This is a genomic window from Nitrincola sp. A-D6 (assembly GCF_000764495.1).
GTDB lineage: Bacteria > Pseudomonadota > Gammaproteobacteria > Pseudomonadales > Balneatricaceae > Nitrincola.
In genome coordinates this window covers 14,312-35,419 of record NZ_JRLB01000025.1, presented here as the reverse complement: position 1 = coordinate 35,419, position 21,108 = coordinate 14,312, and the positions used below count along the sequence as shown (strand labels likewise).

Below are 21,108 nucleotides of genomic sequence, written 5' to 3'. Positions count from 1 at the left end.
TAGTGAGCTCAAGCTCCATGGTGTGATAGGTTAGGTTCCAGGCTGGCTTTCATCCCGACGCATGGCGAATTGTTCTTCGCGTGCAACTTCCATAATAGCAACCAGTTCATCAACACGTTTGTTGAATTCAGCTAACTGCTCTTTGGGTACAGAGGTGGCCATGGGTAGACTGGCTGTCATGGGATTCACTGGACGCCCATTGATGTGCAGTTCAAAATGCAGGTGCGGGCCGGTTACACGACCTGTTGCCCCGGAAAGGCCGATGCGTTGGCCTCGCTGGATGGTTTCGCCCCGACGCACATCAATTCGATGCATGTGCAGGTAGCGGGTCTTGTAAGTTGTGCCGTGCTGAATTTCCAGATAGCGCCCGGCAAACGGATGGTTTTCGACACGGGTGACCACGCCGTCACCAATACTGACCACGGGGGTGCCTGTTGGCATGGCAAAGTCAGTGCCGTTGTGCGGTGATACTCGCCCGGTAACCGGGTGTAAGCGGCGAGGGTTGTAGTTGGAGCTGACACGGAAATTCTGATTGTGTGGGTGACGACGAAATGCGCGAGTCAGACTTTCACCTTCACTATCGTAATAGTTGCCGTCATCAAACAGAAACGCTGTATAAGAGCGGCTGCGTTGCTGCAAACGTATGCCTTCGATGGATGTTTGCCCGGTGGATTCGTCATCAACATACTGGCTGTTACGTACTATCTGGAAGCGATCACCTGCCTGGATCTGGCGGTTGAAATCGATCTGCTCGCCCAGTAGTTCATTGACTTGATGAATCTCTGCTTTGCTCAGACCGGCCCTGATTGCTGAAACATAAAAACTGCCATAGATTTCACCGGCGAGTATTTCCTGTTCCCAGGCGCCAGGGAGGATAACTTCTTCGTATTCAAAGTTCTGTTCATCAACGCGGCGATAAATAATCCGACTGCCTGCGTGGATGTAAAGCTCCATTTCTTCAAGCTCCAGTGTTTCCGGATGCTTACGAAAGGTCAGGATGTTGCCAGGTCGCAAGATGTCCAGTGCCAGTACTTGCTCATCAGCTGAGAGTATCTGATACATGGTAGTCTGGCTAATTTCCACCTGATCAAAGATTGTGCTGAGCGTATCACCCTGATCAATGGCAATCTTCAGTTCAAGTTCAACTGGAGCTGCCAGATCAACATCTTCATGAGTTCCATCGATTTCAGTCGTTTCAGATAGAGCTTGAACTGAGAGCATTTGCTCATCATTTTCATGGAGTATTTCAGGTTCAGAGCGTGTCAATTCAACACTATCAGGTGAGCGGGTGGTTTCAGTACCTGAGTTGTCTGGATTCACTGGTTGTGTTGCTGTGCTGCTGCGGTAACGAATCTGAGGTGTGATGGTTCGATTATCTTGTGAACTTATTTGTGAATTTACGGCGAAGGTATGTCGTTCGCTGGTGGCCTGCTCTGAGTCTGAACCTGGCCATAGGGCAGCAGCAAGAATAATCAGCAACGCCAAAAAAAGTGCGACGAGGTGTTTGACTGGAATGCTCTGTAAGCTGAGAGCTGACTTGTGTGTGTTTCTCAGTTGCATCCTATACCCTGAACGTTATCAATTATAGATAAATATTATAATTGCAGGGCATTATCACGCGATCAACGGTTAAAATGCAATGTTAAATCGATGCTAATTACCCCTGTTTGCTCAATCAGAGTGTATTTACTGCGCCAGATCAAAAACTTTGACGGATATTGACAGGAGACAGACACGCCTAAAGCGTCTATACCTACTTTAGTGATATTGATATTTTCATCGATAATGCAGCTTCAGAGGCAGGATATGACAGAGACAGGGTGGCGATCGTTATTTAGTCTTGATGGGCTACCGAATACAAAAAACTGGCCTGATTGCCTGGAGTCACTGAAGCAGGCTTTTGCATGTGTTGATGAACAGCGTTCTATGGCCGAGATGAAAGCCTGGCAGCCGGTATTGGTTAAGGCAATGCAAGTTTTGAATCTGCCTGCCTGGTCTATTAGCCAGGTGATCAGCGATCACAATGACTGGATCTACCGCTATACCCTGCGTGAATCTTTGGCTGAAATGCAGCGTCAGGGTTGGGGTGATCCGCCGTGTAATTTTTGTGTGCTGACCCTGGGTTCAGGTGCACGCCACGAAAGCCTGCTGGGTCCTGACCAGGATAACGCGATGATTATTGATAATTATCCAGATACCCGGCATAACGAGATAGATACCTGGTTTCAAACCCTGGGTGAGCGCTTTACTGATAAACTGGATATCGCAGGGATTCCTCTGTGTCGGGGACATGTGATGGCGCGCTGGCCCTTATGGCGCAAGTCGCTGGATCAATGGAGGGATCAGATGCATCTCTGGAGCCGCCGTCGCACAGTCAAGCTGGTGCAGCTGTCCAATATTCTGTTGGATTTCTATCCGGTGTATGGTCAAACTGCTCTGGCAGATAAATTCAGACAAACTATCCTGGAATTAATGCCTGGTGCGGGTCTGTTTCTGGATGAGATGAATGAGTTGCAGAAGGAGACTACTGTAGCGTTGGATCGGTTTGACCGCCTCAGCAGCGATGGTCAGGATGCACCGCATCAACAGGCAATTAATCTTAAGCGTCAGGGGTTGTTGCCGATGCAGGCCGCCTTGCGGTTGATGGCATTACGTAACGGGGTTGTCGCTCAGGACTGTAAAGGTCGCCTGACTGAGTTGAGTGAAACCGGGCACCTTTCAGCTGACCGGGCCATAGCGCTGAATGACGCGCTTGAATACCTGCTGTCATTATTGCTTGATGCGCAGATGGAAGCGGTGTCACTGGGGCGTAAACCGGATGGTTGGGTAGATAAGAGCAGGCTGGCACCGCATCATCGTCAACAGCTTAAAATGGCATTAATACAGATTCGGGAATTGCAGAAACTGGCAGCGGGTTAATCACGTCAAGACTATTCAGTTGTAGGAGTGTGGTTTTCTGTGACTTCTGCCGGGTTACATTTTGGCAACTCCATTACCAGTACTGCGCCACCAAGCTCGCGTGGCTCATCTACCCAAAGCTTACCCCCCAGATGGGTCAAAATTCCCCGGCAAATGGGCAGGCCCAGACCTGTACCGCGTGGACGGCCGAGTGGCTGTTCGGTATTGCCTCGTTCGACCTGGTGAAACTTCTCAAATACCAGGTCACGTTGGTTTTCCGGAATACCTACGCCATTATCCTCAACGCTTAGACGGTAGTTGTCCTGATCGGAGTACAGCCTGACAATAACACCAGGCTGATCCTCCGCTGCAAACTTACGCGCATTATCAAGAAGATTGATTAGCACCTGTTGCAAGCGGTCAACATCGGCACTGACCCAGGCACTATCCGCCTCAATTTGCAGCTCCAGTGTTACGTTACGTTCTTCATAGAGCCGGGTGACCGATTCGACAGATTGGTGCAGTGCTGCAACCAGATCAACGGCCTGAGGTTTTAGCGTCATGCGTCCGGACTCTAATCTGGCCAGATCGAGAATCTCTTCTATCAGGCGTGACAGGCGTTCACTCTCTCTGACAATTACATCCAGAAAGTGCTGTTGTTTTTCAGCGGGTAAATCTTGAGTGTTGTTAAGAATTTCGGCAAATGCACGGATAGATGTCAGCGGCGTGCGTAACTCATGACTGACCATGGCGACAAACTCATCCTTAAGCTTGTCCAGCTCGCGCAGGCGGTCATTGGCAGCGCGTAATTCATTGCCAATACGGGCCAGTTCGGCAGATTTTTGTTCCAGGCGGCGATTGTACTCCAGCGTTTGTGAGGTGGTATCCAGTATGCTCAGTACCGCTTGCAGGTCCAGAGCTTCCCCACGTACCACAGAGTTAATTAATACCCTGGCGGATGAGCTACCCAGAGCCCCGGCCAGTTGCTTTTCGGCCTGACTGATCATGTCCGGTGGTGCCGGACTTTCATCACTGACCGGGTCAGCCGTGTCGCTGAAAGAGCTGAATAAGCGTTCGGTTGCTACCGGACCAAGATAGCGATACACCAACTGACGCAACTCGCCACGACTGGTGTGACCCTGCCAAAGATGGGTTTGCAGGCTATCCTGGCTCAGCGCCTGAGTAAACAGCGCGGCCTGGGTCTGTTCCAGGCTGGACTGTCGGGTAAACTGTGAGACCAGCAGAATCAGACCCGCATTCACCAGCATGCTCCAGAACAGCGCATGAGTGTGAATATCCAACCCTGTTAAGCCGAAAAGCTGATAGGGACGCAGCCACTCAATCCCCCAGGGCCCTTCAGTCAGCAGCGATAGTGACAGCCATCCGGACTGAGCAAAACCAGGGATGAGTAACGTATGGCACCAAACTGCAAAACCACCGATCAAGCCTGCAGTCGCCCCTGCCCGGGTAGCGCCGCGCCAGAAAAGCCCTAGTAGTAATGCTGGAGCAAACTGTGCCGCTGCCGCAAAGGAAACCAGTCCAATGGTCACCAGTGAGTAGGATTCTCCGATCAAGGCTACATACAGATAGCCCAGCAATAGAATCAGAATGATGGTGATACGGCGAATACCCAGCAACCAGCCGCTGAGATCACTGCTCTGATCCAGATGCAGGCGTCGCCAGCGCAGCAGTATCGGCATCACCAATTGGTTACTGACCATGGTAGAGAGCGCGATGGTTTCCACAATCACCATGCTGGTGGCGGCTGACAGGCCACCGATAAAGACCACCAGGGGCAAATAGCTCAACCCGGCTGACAAGGGCAGTGTGAGCACAAAACTGTCCGGTGCGCCGGCGGCACTTCCAAGCATAACCCCAGCCAAAGCTACCGGAATGACGAACAGATTGATTGCCAGCAGATAGAGCGGAAAAACCCAGGCGGCGCGCTTGATATGACGCTCATCCACATTTTCTACCACCAGTACCTGAAACTGTCGGGGCAGGGTTAAAAAGGCGAGAATAGACAACACCAGTAAGCTACCCAGCCTGCAGCACCTCCAGGTACACTGGCCAGCCCCATCGAGCCAGCCAGATCCGGGTGTTTCGCGGCTTGGGCAAACAGGTCGGTGGGGCCGGCGTAGAGTACAAAAACCACAAATACCCCGACAGTCATGAAGGCGAACAGCTTCACCAGGGATTCAAATGCAATCGCGGTGACCATCCCTTCATGGCGCTCGCTGGCATCAAGCTGGCGGGTGCCGAAAAGTATAATAAAGACCGCCAGCACTATTGAGATCCAGAAGGATTGATCCAGCAGGAACGAAATGTCGGCGCCACGTTGTCTTCCTACAGCAGGATATCCGGTAAGCACATCAAAACTGATGGTGATGGCTTTCAGCTGCAAAGCAATATAAGGGATGATGCCGATAACAGCGATCCCCGCAACCAGTGCCCCGATGGCTTCACTCTTGCCGAAGCGGGCACTGATAAAATCCGCAATTGAGGTCAGGCGTTGCGCCCTGGCAATCCGCACCATTTTGCGAATCAGCATCCAGCCCGCCAGCATCGCCAGGGTTGGCCCGAGATAAATCAACAGAAAACTGGGGCCTGCCTCGGCTGCTCGACCGACACTGCCGTAAAAAGTCCAGGCGGTGCAGTACACGGCAATGGACAAGGCATACACAGTTGGTGAACCGATTAACGAACGCCCTTGTTCGGCGCGCTTGTCACCCCAGGCAGCAATCAGAAATAACAGTGCCAGATAGCTGAAAGCAACCAGTAGAACGAGGATTTCATTCTTCATCGCTACGTTCCATGACCCAGGCGGTTAGCATAATCAGTACCAGCCAACCACTGAATAACCAGACGGGTAGCCAGGACAAGCCGTTTTCAGCAGGTATATCAAACAGCAGCAGCAGTGGGGGAGTAAAAAACAGCACCCCCAGTAGTGTGAGAGACACAAGGCGGCTGATGAGCGACTTGCCATGCATCCGCTAGCCCACCCTGACTGACTCAGCGGTGGCCTGGAGTTCCAGTGCCTGCTGTAGTGTATGGATGCCGCGTGCTTCCAGGCGCGGAATGAGGTTTAGAATCAGCTCAGCCGTGACCCTTGCATCGCCCAGTGCGGTATGACGTGTGCCTGCAGGAAAAGTGATCTGAAAGCGCTCTGAAAGTGCATCCAGTCCATGCTCTTCTAAATCCGGGTCAATGGCACGAGATAACAGCAGCGTATCCAGTACCGGCATATCAAAGTGGACACCGGCTTCCTGTCCTGGCAGATTTATCGCCAGAATGTCAAAGGCAGCATTATGTGCCACCAGAACGGCCTGTCCAACATAGTTGCGAAAACGGGGTAGAACCACGGCGAGAGGCGGTGCATCACGTACATCGTCATCATTGAGGCCATGTATGCGTGTGCTTTCGGCTGGAATCGGCATGCCTGGATTGACGCGTTGATCAAAATGTTCATTGGCACGTAAACGACCATTGATGATACGGCAGGCGCCGATACTGACAACTGTATCGCCATCGCGTAGCTTTAAGCCGGTAGTTTCAGTGTCAAATACGGCCATTTCCAGCTGCTTCAACAAACAGCTGCCCAATTCACTGTCAGGGGGTGGCAGTTCAGCAATGCTGAAATCATGGAACTCCGGTCTGGGTTGGGTTTTACGATCTGGCTCGGCATAACGGTCAGTGGCTGGTAAGGGAATGCGCAGGCGTGCATGTTCACGATCATGATCTGGCAAGCACCACCAGTCAGAGTTATGCTGGCTGAGTACATCGCTGATTCGCGGTGCCAGGGGCTGCTCGGATAAAGGCAAGGATCGCCAGGATTCCAATGTGTGCTGGGCTACCGGTTGACCTTCCCAGACCAGATCCAGGTAGATGCGTTTATTACCTAAGCAAAACTCAATATCAAAGGCTTTTATAGCCACACTGTCGCTCAGTGTAGGCAGTAGTACCTCCAGCATCGCCAGCAGGGTGGGGCTATCGGCACTAAACCAGGCTGGAATGCCGATAGGGGTGATGTTGATCGCCTTATCTTCCCAGAGGTCGGTCATGGCACTGGTCAGGTCCACCGACCAGGTGTCAGACAGACAGGTCTGATCCAGCTGCAGCGATTCGAGCACACGGGATAGCTGATCAATCAGGTCTCCCAGTATGCGGGTTTCTTCATGCATCGCTGTTTCCAGCTTAGGACGAATATCACTGTCCGGTGCTGATCCGCTAAGTGCTTCAGCAGTAGTGGTCAGGCTGGCGGTATGTCCCCGGAGCTCTGGTAGTAGCTGCGCTAGCGGCTGGCGCCAGCGTTGATGGCTTTCATGCGTGTCGGTGGTGTCGGTGAGTGTCAGTAAGGCTTCGCCCTGGTTGGCACGGACACGGCGCAGATCACAGCGAAGCCAGCGTTCTTCATGGTGTAGCAAGAGCTGCCGGGGGCTGCCATCGGTAGGGAGTTTTTTCAGCGCTTCAGTCAGGTTGGGTAAGGGCAGGAGTTGCTGTAGATGACGCCCAAGGCCTAATGCCGGATGGTCACTGAAAAAAGCTTTCGCAGCAGGATTCAACATCAGCACACGCTGGTGTTTATCGCACAGCAGTAGAGGTGTATCCAGTACAGCCAGAACGGCTTCCAGTTCGTGACGTATTCGGGCCGCATCTCGTGCGCCTTCCTCCCGTGCTGAGCTGAGCAGTTCCCGGTCACTGCGCCAACCCTCGCGTAAGCGGGAAAAGTCATTGCTCAGGCCGCTGAGCCAGCCTTCCGGTTTAAAGTCATCTTTGGCATCAGGGTTGGCTGCAAGGCGGGCAAACTGGATTTGCAGATGCCGCAGGGGAGAGAACAGTTTGTACTCCAGCCAAAAGCCGATTAAAAGCATAGTCGTCGGCGCCAGAAGTACTGCGGCCCAAAGCATAATCCGGCTGGAAGGATTCGGCGTTAGTTGACTGTCTAACAGCGCCCCGAAGAGTATGGCAGCAAAGGTAATCAGGCCTGTTGCCAGCATCCAGATACCTAGAAGAAACTGACGTTTTGGCATAGGCTTAGTCCGTTTCCTGAAGCAGAGTCCTGACTTTCTGTACCAGTGACTGGGTGGAGAAGGGTTTGGTGATGTAATCATCGGCACCCAGCGCCATGCCTTTTTCGCGTTCCACTTCACGTCCATGGGCTGTTAGCATAATCACCGGTAGCTGGGTAAAGCGACTGTCTTTGCGTAGCTGCTCCAGAACATCAAATCCACTGATGCCGGGTAAGCTGATATCCAGTAATACCAAGTCCGGTTCAATCTGGCTAATACGCTCCAGAGCTGTTTCACCGTCTTCAGCTGTTGAAACAGTGAAGCCTGCTTGCTCCATCAAAAATTCGAGTGATAACAGGATGTTTGGTTCATCATCCACTACCAGTACTTTGGTCATATGCACTCCTTATTCTTTTCAGTTAAGTCTAGTGCGAATGAGGGTAAGTTGAAAGTGTGGGTTAGAATTAATCCTGATCCGCCGATAAACACAGACTATCCCAGAGTGCCATTATGGCGGCTTTATCCTGATCAGTGAGGTGGTCAACGCTAAAAGCCTGCTGCAGGCTGGTATGCATCAACTGGTCAAGACTCGTACTGTCCATTGATTCCTGACCGTTGATCAGGCTTAAATGACCTAGCAGGTAGGCACAGCAGAACAGCTCATCGCTGCTGGTTTCGGCGCTGGCTTCCAGGCGTATTAGTTTTTCATAAGCGCTATCGGCTTGCAGGGAGATATCATTCATTTTATTGGGCTTGTTTCAGTAGCAGGGTGAAGCGGTCACCCTTTGGCTCAATCTGCTCCAGACGAACAATCATGTAGTCCAGCTCCGGGGCAAACCAGATCAGGGTTTCCCGGTCAGAATTTTCGCCTCTATCGCGCTCAACGCGAATGGCATTGAACTGACCGGCAGGGGTGTCAACTAAGTCTTCACCCATGACATTGAAACGGTAGGTTTGCATGCGCCCACCATCGGCTACCTGATAGCTGAGTGTGGTTTTTCCGGCCGCAATATCGGCAGGCATCTGCAATTGATAGCTGAGCTTATCGTGTACTCCCGGTTCGATCGACATGCGCCAGGGTTTGTCGTCAATGTCGGTAGTGACATAACCCGCATCCCAGTCAAAACGTAATTGGGCGGTGCGGTTTCGGGTCAGGATGCGGCGGTGATAGTCATAACGCAGCGGCAGCAGTTGATTGTCTCGCTGGGTTACACGCGTAGTTTCGCGAATATTGGCCATCATCGCAGAGGCTTCAACAGACAGTTCCCAGGTGCCATCCTCCAGCTGTTTTAACTCACGAATCGCTTCACCACTGATAGAAATGGTTGCGTCCACTTTATTGCTATAAACCGCCCGGTAGGGCTTTAGCTCAACCGGGCTGGCCAGGACCGGAAAGCTCAATAGCAGTGTCAATAACGTAACGCAACCTCTGTGCAGCATGCAAAATCCTCTCGTTAAGGCTCCAGTTGAAAGCCTGAAGCTGGCAGCAGGGTATCGTCAAGTAACACCCCTTCTTCTGTAAGCCTGAGTCGTTCAGCACAGAACCAACTGACAGCTAGTGGGTAGATTTGATGTTCCAGTGTATGCATCCGACCCTGAAGCGAAGCTGAATCATCACTCGTTAGTACGGGGGTTCTGGCCTGTATGACCAGTGGGCCGCCGTCCAGTTCCTCGGTAACAAAATGAACTGTGCAACCGTGTTCCGGGTCGCCCGCTTCGAGTACCCGCTGATGGGTGTTCAGGCCTTTATAACGTGGCAGCAAGGACGGATGAATATTGAACAGCCGTCCGGCATAGTGACGCACGAATTCCGGACTGAGAATGCGCATAAAGCCTGCCAGTACCACCAGATCAGGCTCGCAGGCATCGATCTGGTGTATTAATGCCTGATCAAAACTTTCCCGGCTGGCATAATCGCGATGACTGATAAAATAGCCGGGAATGCCGGCCATTTCAGCACGTTTCAGGCCAAAGGCATCATCACGGTTGCTGATAACGCCAACCACCTGTCCATTGATACTGCCCTGGCTGCATTGGTCCATGATCGCCTGTAAATTTGAACCGCTGCCAGAGATCAATGCAACGATACGTTTACTCATACGCTGTTGCCGGAACGCATTTCAACCTGGGCTTCACCTGCCGCCGCGGTTTCGATATGACCGATTTCCCAGGCTGTTTCGCCCAGCTGGTTTAACAGTGCAAGGGCTTTATCTTTATCGACTTGGGCAACGGCAATCACCATACCGACGCCACAGTTGAAGGTGCGGTACATCTCCTGCAGATCAACATTGCCCGTCTGTTGTAACCAGTCAAAGACAGCCGGCAGAGTCCAGCTGTCGGCATTCAGTACAGCTTTGGCATCGGCAGGCAGGACACGTGGAATATTTTCCAGCAGACCGCCACCGGTGATGTGTGAAAGCGCATGAACCGGCAGGGTTTTGATCAGTTGCAGCAGTGATTTCACATAGATACGTGTGGGTTCTAACAGGGCGGCTGCCAGCGTGGTATCGCCGACCGGTTGCTGCAGGTCAGCCTGGCTGACTTCAATAATTTTGCGGATCAGCGAATAGCCATTGGAATGAGGGCCTGAAGAGGCCAGTGCCAGGAGGGCATCATCTGCTTTGACCAGTGAGCCATCAATGATCTCATCCTTTTCCACGACGCCGACACAGAAACCGGCCAAGTCATAGTCGTCACCTTCGTACATACCGGGCATTTCAGCCGTTTCGCCACCGACCAGTGCCGCTCCAGCCAGTTCACAACCCTTGCCTATACCGGTAACCACATCAGCGGCCATATCCACATTTAAGCGCCCGGTAGCATAGTAATCCAAAAACAATAGTGGCTCTGCACCAGCTACCACCAGATCATTCACGCACATGGCAACCAGATCGATACCTATGGTGTCGTGTTTGTTCAGTTCCATCGCCAGGCGCAGTTTGGTGCCTACACCGTCAGTGCCGGAAACCAGAACCGGCTTGCGGTAGCCTTCCGGGATTTCACACAGGGCACCAAAACCACCCAGTCCACCTAAGACTTCCGGGCGAGCAGTGCGTTTGGCCACACCTTTGATGCGCTCGACCAGCGCGTTTCCGGCATCGATATCGACCCCGGCATCTTTGTAACTGAGCGATGTTTTTACAGAATCTGTAGACATGGTGTATCCGACCTTTAGATCACGGATGAGAAGAAGAAATTCAGCCAGCAAGTTTAGCAGGTTGCTGGTGGCTGGGCTATTGTGTGTTAAAGTTGTTGCTCAAATTCTGTAAAAATCGGTTAAAAAAATCAGCAGGCGGAATTAATTGCCCATGAGACAGAGCGAATCAAACAGGTTGAATTGGAAGCAAGCCCTGGCTATGTTGCTGTTGTTGCTACCACTGCAAGGTCAGGCAGCCGAGTCAGTACTGGTCTGGCTGGCCGAAGAGCGGGCGGGTGTGCGTGACTATGCTACTACGGGACATCCGCTGATCGGTGGGCTGCGTGTCTCCGCTTCGGGATCGTTAGTCGTATTGTCACCCTTGATGGATCTGGCTGATCAGCAGGTTTTGAGTGTTGAAGCCTTATGGCAGGGTGCTGATGACGCGATTTTGGCAGCCTCTGCGCGTTATGCCGCCGACGCTGTTGTGGTTGGGCGTATCGATGCGGGCGGCGCAGAACCTTTTACTGAATGGGTGATTTGGCAAGGTGGTGAACGTCAAGTGCTATCTACGCAAGGTGAATGGCAGTCACAGGCCGATAGCCTGCTAACAAACATTCATCAGGCAGCTCCTTCGTCATCAGCCAATGCGTCTCTGGATCCGGATGCCATCACCGCACCCTTACCCCTCTCTGGTCTAATGACGCCCCCCGGCCATCTACTAACCATCTACCGGTTAAATCAAGTCGGCAATTATCTGCAGGTGATGGATCTGCTAAAGGAACGCCTGGGTTCTCAGGCGGTCATACCGGTGAGTTTTAATGCCGGCACGCTGCGGTCAGTGTTGATTATGAAGGTGCGGTTTCCGCTTTGCAGCGCGAGCTGTTACGTGGATCTCAACTTACCGAACTGCCAGATGGGCAGCTGGAATTTTTCTGGAACTGAGTTATGTCCAATCTGACACCCCCTGTGCAGTTGCCACTGGGTATCTCTTTGCGTGAAGAAGCGCGCTTTGAAAATTTTATCAGCGGTGACAATGGTCTGCTGTGTGAGGCTCTTAAAGCGTCGGCATCTGGCCAGGGCGAACAAATTCTCTACCTCTGGGGCAGTGCTGGGCAGGGCTGTTCGCATCTGTTACAGAGTGCTTGTCATCATGCCGATGCACTAGGACGTCATGCTGCTTATGTTCCCCTGAGTGAATTGATTGATTACGACGCCTCCTTGTTTGATGGTTTGGAACAGATGGACCTGGTCTGTATTGATGACCTGCAAGAAATTGCGGGAAACGCAGTTTGGGAAGAAGCCGTTTTTCACCTGTTCAACCGTCTGCGTCAAGCCAATGTGGCGCTGCTGACGGCTGCCACACAGCCACCATCCGGTCTGCAGCTGCAGTTAGCGGATCTCACGTCACGCCTGCATTGGGGTATGGTGTTTCAGGTGCAGCCACTGCATGAAGAAGCCAAAATTGAAACCCTGAAAGCGCGAGCTTCCAGTCGTGGGTTTGAGCTCAGTGATGAAGTGCTGCGCTATATTATGCACCATGGTAAGCGTGACCTGATCGACCTGCTCAAAGTGCTGGATCAGCTGGATCATGCCTCTTTAAGTGCCCATCGCCGTATTACTGTACCCTTTGTGAAGCAGGTGATGGGATGGTGACACAGGCTACACAGTCCGGCGTTGATCCAGTCGCGGCCGATGCTGATCATCAATTACGTTTTGGTGGCACACAACGTCTGTATGGCAAATCACTGACTGAGTATTATCGTCAGGCGCAAGTCATCGTGGTAGGGATTGGTGGTGTGGGTTCCTGGGTGGCGGAAGCGCTTGCCCGAACTGCGATTGGCCGTATCACCCTGATCGATCTGGATGATATCTGCATCAGTAATGTTAATCGTCAGATTCATGCCACGTCCAGCAGTATTGGCCAGATGAAAGTGGAGGCTATGGCGGCGCGTCTGCGCGATATTAACCCCTATTGTCAGGTTGTTACTCAGGCTGCTTTTATTCAAGCCTCCAATATAGCGGAGCTGATTCCTGACGATGCCGATTATGTTGTGGATGCCATCGATAATGTGCGCGACAAAGCGGCGTTGGTTGCCTGGTGTAAACGCCGTAAAATCCCGGTGATCACCATAGGTGGTGCGGGTGGGCAAACCGATCCAACACAGGTCAACGTTACCGATCTGACCCGAACCTCTCAAGATCCACTGGCCGCCAAATTACGCTCTGTGTTAAAGCGCCATCATGGTTTCAGTAAAACTGACAAATTTGGTATCGACTGTGTGTACTCCACCGAACAGCTACGTTATCCGCAGGCGGATGGCAGCGTATGTCATCGCAAGCCAGACACAGGCGGGTCAGCGCGACTGGATTGTGCCGGGGGCTTTGGTGCCGCAACCTGTGTCACGGCAACCTTTGGGTTTGTCGCAGTGGCGCGTTTGTTAAAGAAAATGGAAGCCCGTTTTGTACGTCAGCTGGCGGCTGACAGTAACGCTATAAAAACTGAGGTAACAGGCTAATGAGATCGATGCGTTCGCTGTATCTGCTGCTGGTGTTGTTGTGCTTGATGTTATTGGCAGGTTGCGCTGAAACAGAAACGCCTCCCGAAGTTAAGCGTCTTGAGGGTGGGATTTTTGGTACCACATGGGTGGTGTCGGTGGCTGATCCGATCACGGATGAAGAATTGATTGCATTGCGTCAGGGAATCGAAGAAACACTGGAGCGGGTTGACTGGCAAATGTCGACCTGGAAACCTGAGTCGGAATTGATGCAGTTGAATGACCATCCGGTTGGTGAGTGGATGGCTGTCTCAGCGGAGCTGATGCAGGTGTTGTCATTGAGCCAGACTATTTCTGCGCAGAGTGATGGAGCATTTGATGTGACAGTAGGGAATTTGGTCAATCTATGGAGTTTTGGTCCGCAGCAGCGTCCGGATGCGATTCCTGATCCGGGGCAGTTGCAGGCGAGTTTGGAAACGGCAGGCTATCAAGGTTTGCAATTAGATGCCGCCGCCGGGCAGGCTCGTCGGCAGCAGGATTTTTTTATTGATCTGTCTGGTGTCGCCAAGGGTTTTGGTGTGGATGAAGTAGCGCGTTATCTGACAGCTCAGGGGCTAAGTCACTTCCTGGTGAATATTGGTGGCGAGATGGTGGCATCTGGTGAGCGTGAGCCGGGTCAGAGCTGGCGCATTGGTATAGAGCTGCCGCATAGCGGAGTTCAGGTGGCACATCATATTATTCCAGTAAAAGATATGTCAGTAGCAACATCCGGGGATTACCGCAATTATTTCGAAGTCGATGGACAGCGATTTTCTCATACCATCAATCCGCTCACTGGTTGGCCAATAGACCACCGAGTTGCTTCGGTGACGGTACTGACCCCTGAAAACGCCAATGCAGATGCCTGGGCAACCGCAATGATGGTACTGGGAACCGACGGTTTGCCACTGGCTGAATCATTGGGTCTGCGGGTATTGATGTTGGAAAGAAACGCAGGTGACTGGACCACACACCTGTCATCCGCCATGGTTGCGTACCTTGGAGAAGAGAAAGCACAGGCGTTGATGCAGGGCAAGTGATACTATTATTAGCGAGATAACGTTAGGAGCAGTGTTCCGTGATGCGCTTTTTAATTTTTTTTGCTCTCATATCAGTTGTTTTTCTGACGCCGGGTCCAGTGAAGGCCGCTTCATCGTCTGATACTGAAGTAGATAAAGAGCAGGGGGTTGGGCAACAGGTTTCCTATATTGTATTGGGAATTATCAGCTATTCTCGCTGGCCTGAAAACCTGGCTCCTGCGAAAGCCTGTATCGTTGGAACAGCGCGCTATGAACAAGCTCTGCTTAACCAAAATATAAACAGGAACTCTTACACCTGGCACTCTTATCCGGAAGGTGATTATTGGGATCTGAGCAGTTGCGACATTCTTTATATCGGATCGCTTCCTTCTTCAGAGCAGTATAGCCTCCTGTCAGAAATTTCAAGCAAGCCTGTGCTGAGTATCGTAGAAGACAGTCCCCGCTGTGATGGAGGTAGTTTGATCTGTTTGAATCTTATTGAGAAGGGTGTCTCATTCCAAGTCAACCTGGACGCAGTAGCACGCAGTGGTATTCGCATACACCCACAAGTACTGAAGCTTGGAAGAGAGTTGGAGCCAACCAGATGAATCAGGACACTGGCATCAATTATCGCAAAATAGTCACGTTGCGTAAATTGATGCACAAAGCACAAATACGCACTAATGTCGTGGGTATTATTACAGCGGGTGCCATCCTCACGGTATTAGGCTTGTTTGCCTTGATTAACCTGGCAGATCATAACCAGAAACTGGTTAGTCGCGTGTTGTCTTATACACTTGAGGCTGCTGTAGTATTCAAAGACAGTGAAGCGATACGTGAGGGAGTTGGTCTGATTCAGGAAACTGAAAAACTTTCGGAAGTTGTTGTACTCGACGCGCATGGAGACACACTCTACTCATGGAGTGCCTCTGGTAAAACCCAATGGGGTCAGATCGAGCGGCAGGTATTGGGTCTGATACTGGATCAGCCCAAAATTGTACCCGTTCGTCATAATGGCGAGCAGGTTGGCGAACTGAAAATTTATACGGATGGCACTGTATTTTTCATATTTTTGCTGTGCGGTATTTTGGCTGTATTTATCAGCCTGATTATCAGTACGTTGGGCGCAAATATTGAGGGTGGACGCATCCATACCTTCATCTGTAGGTCTGTTCAGGATTTGGCCAGTATTGCCAGAAAAATTGCGCGTGAACGTTCTTTTGAACTCCGTGCACCGCTCAGTTCAATTTATGAAATTCGCGAGTTGGCAGAAGACCTGAATATCTTGCTGGACGAGATAGAAACCTGGGAAGGGCAACTGCAGCAAGAGAACACCTCGCTTAGTTTCAAGGCGAATCATGACTCACTGACGGGAGTGGCTAACCGAGCCAGTTTTGAGCGGACGCTATCTCAGCAGATTATTTCTACGCGTGGCAAGGGTACCCGACTGGCACTGCTCTATATTGATGGTTACCAGTTTAAATCTATCAACGATACTTTTGGGCATGCGGCCGGGGATGATGTTCTGATTACAACAGCGAAACGGCTTGGAGCTTTGATCAGAGAACAGGATCAGTTGGCGCGCCTCGGCGGAGATGAGTTCGCCATACTGATACAGCCCTTACAGCAAGATCAGGATCTTGAGGTGATCGCCAATAAGATTGTAGACGCTATGTCTCATCCGATTATTCTGGAGAGTGGGGAGCGGATTCCTTTTGCACTGACTATCGGTGTCGCTACCTTTCCTCAGCATGGTGACACTCCCAAAACTTTGATGCAAGCGGCTGATGAAGCTATGTATACCGCAAAGAAAAACGCGAAAAATTTCCACATTAAATAAATTTTATACAGAGGGGATTGTATTGTGAGAGTAGTGATTTTGCTGGTGTGTATGTTGACATTAACGGCGTGCCAGCTGTTTCAGACGAGGGATGGGTTGAATTCTGAACAGATAGCTGTTCTGCAAAAGTATGGATTTCAGTTGTCTGATGAAGGCTGGGAGTTCGGTCTGGCCGCCAAGGTTTTGTTCCAATTTGATTCTGATGAAATAGCTGCAGATAGTCAGCAAACTATTGCCAATATTACCCAGGACTTTCTGGACGTTGGTATTAGTGGGCTTACTCTGGAAGGGCACACAGATACATTCGGTGATCCCGCCTATAATATTATACTGTCAGAACGGCGGGCAATGGCTGTTGCCGAGGTGATGATCAGCAGTGGTATGTCAAGGGAGAATATTCAGGTGCGTGGGATGGGAGGAAGTAAGCCGATAGCTGACAACAGCACATTGAATGGGCGTAGCGAAAACCGGCGTGTCACCATCATTGTAGCCAATTAACCTTCTCTCTTCAGGGGCGTATTTCTTGACAAAATACGCCTTTTTTCAATATATTATACATAATTCTATGGTCTAATCTGAGGAGCATCATGGACTCCAGTCGATGTTGTTTTAGTATTAAAAAAAGCCGTTACTTGCCCGCTCCATGCACGACCTTCCTTAACCACTGATCAGATTCAGTGGGTCAGTCTGGGCCGGCGTAGAGCCCGCTTTGGAGACTGATAAATGAACTACGCAGAACTCGCTGATTCCCTGCGCCAGGCAATGGAAAAACAAGATGTTATTGCCTTGGAATCCCTGGTGGCCGAATTTCAGCCTGCCGACCTGGCCGAGTTTCTTCGTCATGAAGAGATTGAAGTCAGTCTGAAGCTATTGGCGCATCTGGATATTGAAGAGCGTGCTGAAGTATTTGGTTATCTGCCGTTAAACACCCAGTTCCAGGTGTCTGAACTGATGACAACGGAAGGGCTGGCACAACTGTTGAACTGCATGGACTCGGATGAGCGTGCGGATCTCTTCAATATCATGGATGAAGACCGTCAGACCTCGGTACTCAAGCTGATGGCGCAGGAGGAGCGCGAAGATCTCCGTCGCATGGCCTCCTATGAGGACGAAACCGTCGGCGCCATCATGACCAGTAACTATGCCAGCGTGCCGGTCACAGATACGGTGCTGCAGGCGCTGGACAAAATACGTAAAACCGCCCCGGATGCCGAAACCATCTATCAGATCTATGTGCTGGACAAGCTGCACCGTTTAGTCGGCACCATTTCACTACGCGAGTTGATTGTCAGCCGGCCCACGGCACTGATCAGTGATTTGATGGAATCTGAACTGATCACCATGTCACCGGATCAGGATCAGGAGATAGCAGCAAAAATGATCAGCCGCTATGACTTACTGGCACTGCCGGTGGTTGATAGTCAGCAGCGCCTGGTCGGTATCGTCACCTATGATGATGCGATGGACGTCGCCGAAGCCGAAGCCACCGAAGATATGCTCAAAGGGGGGTCTGTCGGCGGGCTTGAAGGCAGTTTCAAAGATGCCAGCATCTTTATGCTGTATCGCAAACGCATCTTCTGGCTGTTGTTACTGGTGTTTGCCAATATTTTTACCGCCGCTGGAATTGCCATCTATGAAGATACCATTGCCAAGTATGCCGTGCTGGTCTTCTTTATGCCGTTATTGATCGGTAGTGCCGGTAACGCCGGCTCTCAAGCTTCAACGCTGATGGTACGTGGGCTAGGAACCGGGGATGTGAAACTGTCTGACTGGGCAAAATTATTTGGTCGGGAAATACTGGTGGCGCTGGCGCTTGGCTTGACCATGGCCTTTGCCGTCGCTTTTATTGGTCATTTCCGTGGCGGTATGGATATCGCTGTGATTGTGGCATTAAGCATGATCGCCGTGGTTATGCTGGGTAGCCTGCTGGGCTTGAGTCTGCCTTTGTGTTGCATAGGTTGGGTCTGGACCCAGCCACTGCCAGTGCACCCTTGGTCGCAACCATAGCGGATGCGGCGGGGATCCTGGTGTATTTTGGTATAGCTACGGCGATATTGGGGTTGTAGCCACAATTATTTGACTAATTCACTTACCGGTTCGTCGCGGATGAGTTGAGTCTTGACGCTTGGCTGCCTGGACAGCTGTAAAAAATCAACTAACTCTTCGCCATGCTCAACAATGCTGGGCGTCAGATCATGGCCGCCCGCTACGACACGCAGCAGGACGTTATCTGTTTTGCTGGCCAGTAGATAAGCGTCTTCTAACGGAATAACTGTATCGCTGTCGCCATGCACCAGCAGAACAGGGCAACTTATACGGGTTATACTCTCAAGCGGTGCGATCCGGTCAAATCGATACCCGATAATCCGTTCTACATAGCGCAGCACATACCAGCCCAATGGATAAAAAGGGATGCCTTTTTCCACTAACCACCGCTTCATCATGTCGGCGGGATGGGCAAAGCTGGATAAGCTCACCACGGCTGCGATATCGTTACGGCGCGAAGCAGCCAGAAGCGTCGCTGCTGCACCGACCGAATGACCGATCAACGCAATCGGACGCTGACCCTGAGTGTCATTTAACCAGGCTATCGCCGCATCAATATCCTCAGCGAAACGCGGCATGGAAGAAAAGGTATCCTCGTCGCTATTGCCATGGTTGCGCGCGTCAAACAGCAGTACATTCCATCCGGCCGCCAACAGCATCGGTGCCAAAGGAAACAATGCCCTGCGGTTAGCGCCCCAGCCATGCGTTAATATCACCTGGCCTTGCGCTTTTGCATCAGCCAGCCACCAACCCTCCAGCATTCGCCCCGCTGCGTCGCAAAGCGAACCGTTTGGCAATCAAGTGGAGCCAGGTCAGGTAATTCGGTGACTGGTTCACGGGAGGGGCTAAGCTCCTGACGCAGTCGCCGGTGAAAACGCTGTCGTAACACCATAGCAGCGAATACCGCTATGAATACAAACCCTGTGATATATAACCCGATATTCATCCCGTATCCTTTCAGGTGTATAGGCAAAAACGCCAGTGTGATTATCACGCTGGATATCAGCCGATAATATAACATTGTGTTTTATATGTCAGTTTTTATGACCTATTTTAAGGTTTTTAATATAAATGTTTATGTTGAAAAAAGGTTTAATTGTGTTAATATTAAAAATAATATTATATTAATTTTAATTGAGTGATTAAATATCATGATGATGAGGGTTTTTTATAATCATATATTAATTTCTATTGGGAATTCTTTACCTCGGTATTGGGTTTTTAATAGAGTCCGACCAAGATTATATCGTATGGCAGGAATAAATATAGGCGCTAGAGCTTCAATTACTGGCCCTCTATCCTTACGTGCTGATACTACTAATAAAATTTTTATTGGGAATGATACATACTTCAATAGTGAAACCAGATTTGAATGTAATGGTGATGATATTGTAATTGGTAATCAAGTTTTAATTGGTCCACGTGTTTCTTTTGAATCTGCAAGTCACAATATTGTGTTTGAAGAGGGTAAAGGTCGAGGAGTTTTTACAAAAAAAATTGTAGTTCAGGACAAGGTTTGGATTGGTGCTGGCGTTATTATACTTCCAGGAGTTACTATCGAAGAGGGTGCTGTTGTAGCAGCTGGAGCAGTCGTAACTAAAGATGTAAAAAAATTCACAGTTGTAGGTGGTGTTCCCGCAAGATTTATTAAACACATCAATAAAACCATTGAGTAACACTGTTTGTCTATCAGCCAATCCATTCCACAATATTGATGATGAGTGCTATTGTAAAAGCTCATTGAGTACATAGCACTATGGAAGAGTGAGAGTTACTGATGGCGTCCAGAAAAATTTCGCAAAAAGGTGCTTCCCGTTTAGGTGCTCCGTATTTACGCAGTATACGCTGTAACTCCGAACCCATGTCCGGTAACAGCTTCCCGTTTAATATCCCGGCGTTCCGGAACGGCATTAATCTTGACCTACCCACACCCGTTACCTTCTTCGTCGGTGAGAATGGCAGTGGAAAATCCACCCTGCTTGAGGCACTCGCCGAAATCTGCGGTTTCAATCCAGAAGGTGGAAACCGAGACCACTATCGGGAAGCGAGAGAAGACCGATCAGAGCTGGCACAGGCTCTGCGGCTCTCGTGGATGCCTAAAATGACGGAAGGGTTTTTCATGCGTGCAGAAAGCTTCTACAATTTCGCAAGCTATCTCGACAGTGTCTCCAATTTTATGGCTTACGGCGGTAAATCGCTGCATCAACAATCTCACGGTGAATCCTTCCTGGCACTATTCCAGCATCGCTTTGAACACGGCCTATATATCCTTGATGAGCCAGAGGCAGCCCTATCACCTCAAAGGCAACTGGCGTTCCTAAGAATTATTCATGAGCTTGAAGTCCCGCGCCACGCTCAATTTCTGATTGCCACCCACTCACCGATTCTTCTGGCCTATCCAGGTGCCACGCTATACCAGTTCGAGGAAGACGGTATTCGGGATGTAAACTACCGCGAAACAGATCACTACCTGATTACTAAAGAATTCCTGAATGGACCCGAGCGAATCCTCGGGTATTTGTTTGCTGAAGAGGATACCTAACCAGGTAGTATAAGGGGGCTGATTTTCCGCTCCATCCATTGTATCTATGCGTATGACGCCTATTTTCTACAATGCGCCAAA

At 50.7% G+C, this 21,108-nt stretch carries 20 protein-coding genes and 2 pseudogenes; 11 read left to right on the top strand and 11 right to left on the bottom strand.

Annotated elements, in window-relative coordinates:
- Positions 1–30 precede the first annotated feature (30 nt).
- Positions 31–1,560, bottom strand: a complete 1,530-nt coding sequence (locus LH51_RS05140; RefSeq protein WP_052063462.1) for a peptidoglycan DD-metalloendopeptidase family protein — start codon at positions 1,558–1,560, stop codon at positions 31–33.
- A gap of 246 nt (positions 1,561–1,806) precedes the next feature.
- On the opposite strand from LH51_RS05140, the gene LH51_RS05135 reads away from it, so the two are divergent.
- Positions 1,807–2,919: a DUF294 nucleotidyltransferase-like domain-containing protein gene (locus LH51_RS05135; RefSeq protein ID WP_235263530.1), complete on the top strand. Its 1,113-nt coding sequence runs from the start codon at positions 1,807–1,809 to the stop codon at positions 2,917–2,919.
- Positions 2,920–2,930: 11 nt separating this feature from the next.
- Here LH51_RS05135 and LH51_RS05130 read toward each other — a convergent pair.
- The 8 genes and pseudogenes from LH51_RS05130 to purM all read right to left on the bottom strand — a co-directional run bounded on the left by LH51_RS05130 (position 2,931) and on the right by purM (position 11,064).
- Positions 2,931–5,701: pseudogene (locus tag LH51_RS05130) on the bottom strand (ATP-binding protein).
- Positions 5,691–5,888, bottom strand: a complete 198-nt coding sequence (locus LH51_RS05125; RefSeq protein WP_036520411.1) for a hypothetical protein — start codon at positions 5,886–5,888, stop codon at positions 5,691–5,693. The pseudogene LH51_RS05130 and the gene LH51_RS05125 overlap by 11 nt, the downstream one beginning before the upstream one ends.
- A 3-nt stretch (positions 5,889–5,891) precedes the next feature.
- Positions 5,892–7,928: a 3'-5' exonuclease gene (locus tag LH51_RS05120; RefSeq protein WP_036520410.1), complete on the bottom strand. Its 2,037-nt coding sequence runs from the start codon at positions 7,926–7,928 to the stop codon at positions 5,892–5,894.
- A gap of 4 nt (positions 7,929–7,932) precedes the next feature.
- Positions 7,933–8,304: a response regulator transcription factor gene (locus tag LH51_RS05115; protein WP_036520406.1), complete on the bottom strand. Its 372-nt coding sequence runs from the start codon at positions 8,302–8,304 to the stop codon at positions 7,933–7,935.
- 67 nt (positions 8,305–8,371) lie between these two features.
- The gene (locus LH51_RS05110) at positions 8,372–8,650 is read right to left on the bottom strand and encodes a YfcL family protein (RefSeq protein ID WP_036520404.1); all 279 of its coding nucleotides are present in this window, start codon (positions 8,648–8,650) and stop codon (positions 8,372–8,374) included.
- A gap of 1 nt (position 8,651) precedes the next feature.
- Positions 8,652–9,347, bottom strand: coding sequence for a DUF3108 domain-containing protein (locus LH51_RS05105; protein WP_036520401.1), 696 nt, complete (start codon positions 9,345–9,347; stop codon positions 8,652–8,654).
- Positions 9,348–9,361: 14 nt separating this feature from the next.
- Entirely contained in the window at positions 9,362–10,006 is a 645-nt protein-coding gene (gene purN / locus LH51_RS05100; RefSeq protein WP_036520399.1) for a phosphoribosylglycinamide formyltransferase, read from the bottom strand.
- The gene (gene purM / locus LH51_RS05095; protein WP_036520468.1) at positions 10,003–11,064 is read right to left on the bottom strand and encodes a phosphoribosylformylglycinamidine cyclo-ligase; all 1,062 of its coding nucleotides are present in this window, start codon (positions 11,062–11,064) and stop codon (positions 10,003–10,005) included. The genes purN and purM overlap by 4 nt, the downstream gene beginning before the upstream one ends.
- Positions 11,065–11,215: 151 nt before the next feature.
- Here purM and LH51_RS05090 point away from each other — a divergent pair, with 151 nt between their 5' ends.
- The 8 genes and pseudogenes from LH51_RS05090 (at position 11,216) to mgtE (ending at position 18,505) form a co-directional block, all read left to right on the top strand.
- A complete protein-coding gene (locus LH51_RS05090) occupies positions 11,216–12,004 on the top strand; it encodes a DUF2066 domain-containing protein (RefSeq protein WP_036520397.1) in 789 nt (262 codons plus the stop codon).
- Positions 11,992–12,699, top strand: coding sequence for a DnaA regulatory inactivator Hda (hda, locus tag LH51_RS05085; protein ID WP_036520394.1), 708 nt, complete (start codon positions 11,992–11,994; stop codon positions 12,697–12,699). The genes LH51_RS05090 and hda overlap by 13 nt, the downstream gene beginning before the upstream one ends.
- Positions 12,693–13,562 (top strand): tRNA cyclic N6-threonylcarbamoyladenosine(37) synthase TcdA, encoded by an 870-nt coding sequence (gene tcdA, locus LH51_RS05080; protein ID WP_052063461.1) that lies wholly within the window; start codon positions 12,693–12,695, stop codon positions 13,560–13,562. Before hda ends, tcdA begins: the two co-directional genes overlap by 7 nt.
- Positions 13,562–14,620 carry an FAD:protein FMN transferase gene (locus LH51_RS05075; RefSeq protein ID WP_052063460.1) on the top strand — a complete coding sequence of 353 codons (1,059 nt, stop codon included), beginning with the start codon at positions 13,562–13,564 and terminating at the stop codon, positions 14,618–14,620. The genes tcdA and LH51_RS05075 overlap by 1 nt, the downstream gene beginning before the upstream one ends.
- A 41-nt stretch (positions 14,621–14,661) precedes the next feature.
- Positions 14,662–15,207 (top strand): YfiR family protein, encoded by a 546-nt coding sequence (locus LH51_RS05070; RefSeq protein WP_036520391.1) that lies wholly within the window; start codon positions 14,662–14,664, stop codon positions 15,205–15,207.
- Positions 15,204–16,439: a diguanylate cyclase domain-containing protein gene (locus LH51_RS05065; RefSeq protein ID WP_052063459.1), complete on the top strand. Its 1,236-nt coding sequence runs from the start codon at positions 15,204–15,206 to the stop codon at positions 16,437–16,439. Before LH51_RS05070 ends, LH51_RS05065 begins: the two co-directional genes overlap by 4 nt.
- Before the next feature lie 24 nt (positions 16,440–16,463).
- Positions 16,464–16,937, top strand: a complete 474-nt coding sequence (locus LH51_RS05060; RefSeq protein WP_052063458.1) for an OmpA family protein — start codon at positions 16,464–16,466, stop codon at positions 16,935–16,937.
- A 225-nt stretch (positions 16,938–17,162) separates the two neighbouring features.
- Positions 17,163–18,505, top strand: a pseudogene (mgtE, locus tag LH51_RS05055) (magnesium transporter).
- Between the two features lie 6 nt (positions 18,506–18,511).
- Here mgtE and LH51_RS05050 read toward each other — a convergent pair.
- On the bottom strand, positions 18,512–19,246 hold the full coding sequence (locus LH51_RS05050) for an alpha/beta hydrolase (RefSeq protein WP_052063457.1): 735 nt from the start codon (positions 19,244–19,246) through the stop codon (positions 18,512–18,514).
- Positions 19,198–19,431, bottom strand: coding sequence for a hypothetical protein (locus tag LH51_RS20415; protein WP_144244182.1), 234 nt, complete (start codon positions 19,429–19,431; stop codon positions 19,198–19,200). The genes LH51_RS05050 and LH51_RS20415 overlap by 49 nt, the downstream gene beginning before the upstream one ends.
- A 304-nt stretch (positions 19,432–19,735) precedes the next feature.
- Between LH51_RS20415 and LH51_RS23410 the strand changes: the two genes are divergently transcribed.
- Entirely contained in the window at positions 19,736–20,161 is a 426-nt protein-coding gene (locus LH51_RS23410; RefSeq protein ID WP_052063456.1) for an acyltransferase, read from the top strand.
- A 101-nt stretch (positions 20,162–20,262) separates the two neighbouring features.
- Positions 20,263–21,027 carry an AAA family ATPase gene (locus LH51_RS05040; protein ID WP_081960669.1) on the top strand — a complete coding sequence of 255 codons (765 nt, stop codon included), beginning with the start codon at positions 20,263–20,265 and terminating at the stop codon, positions 21,025–21,027.
- Positions 21,028–21,108 lie beyond the last annotated feature (81 nt).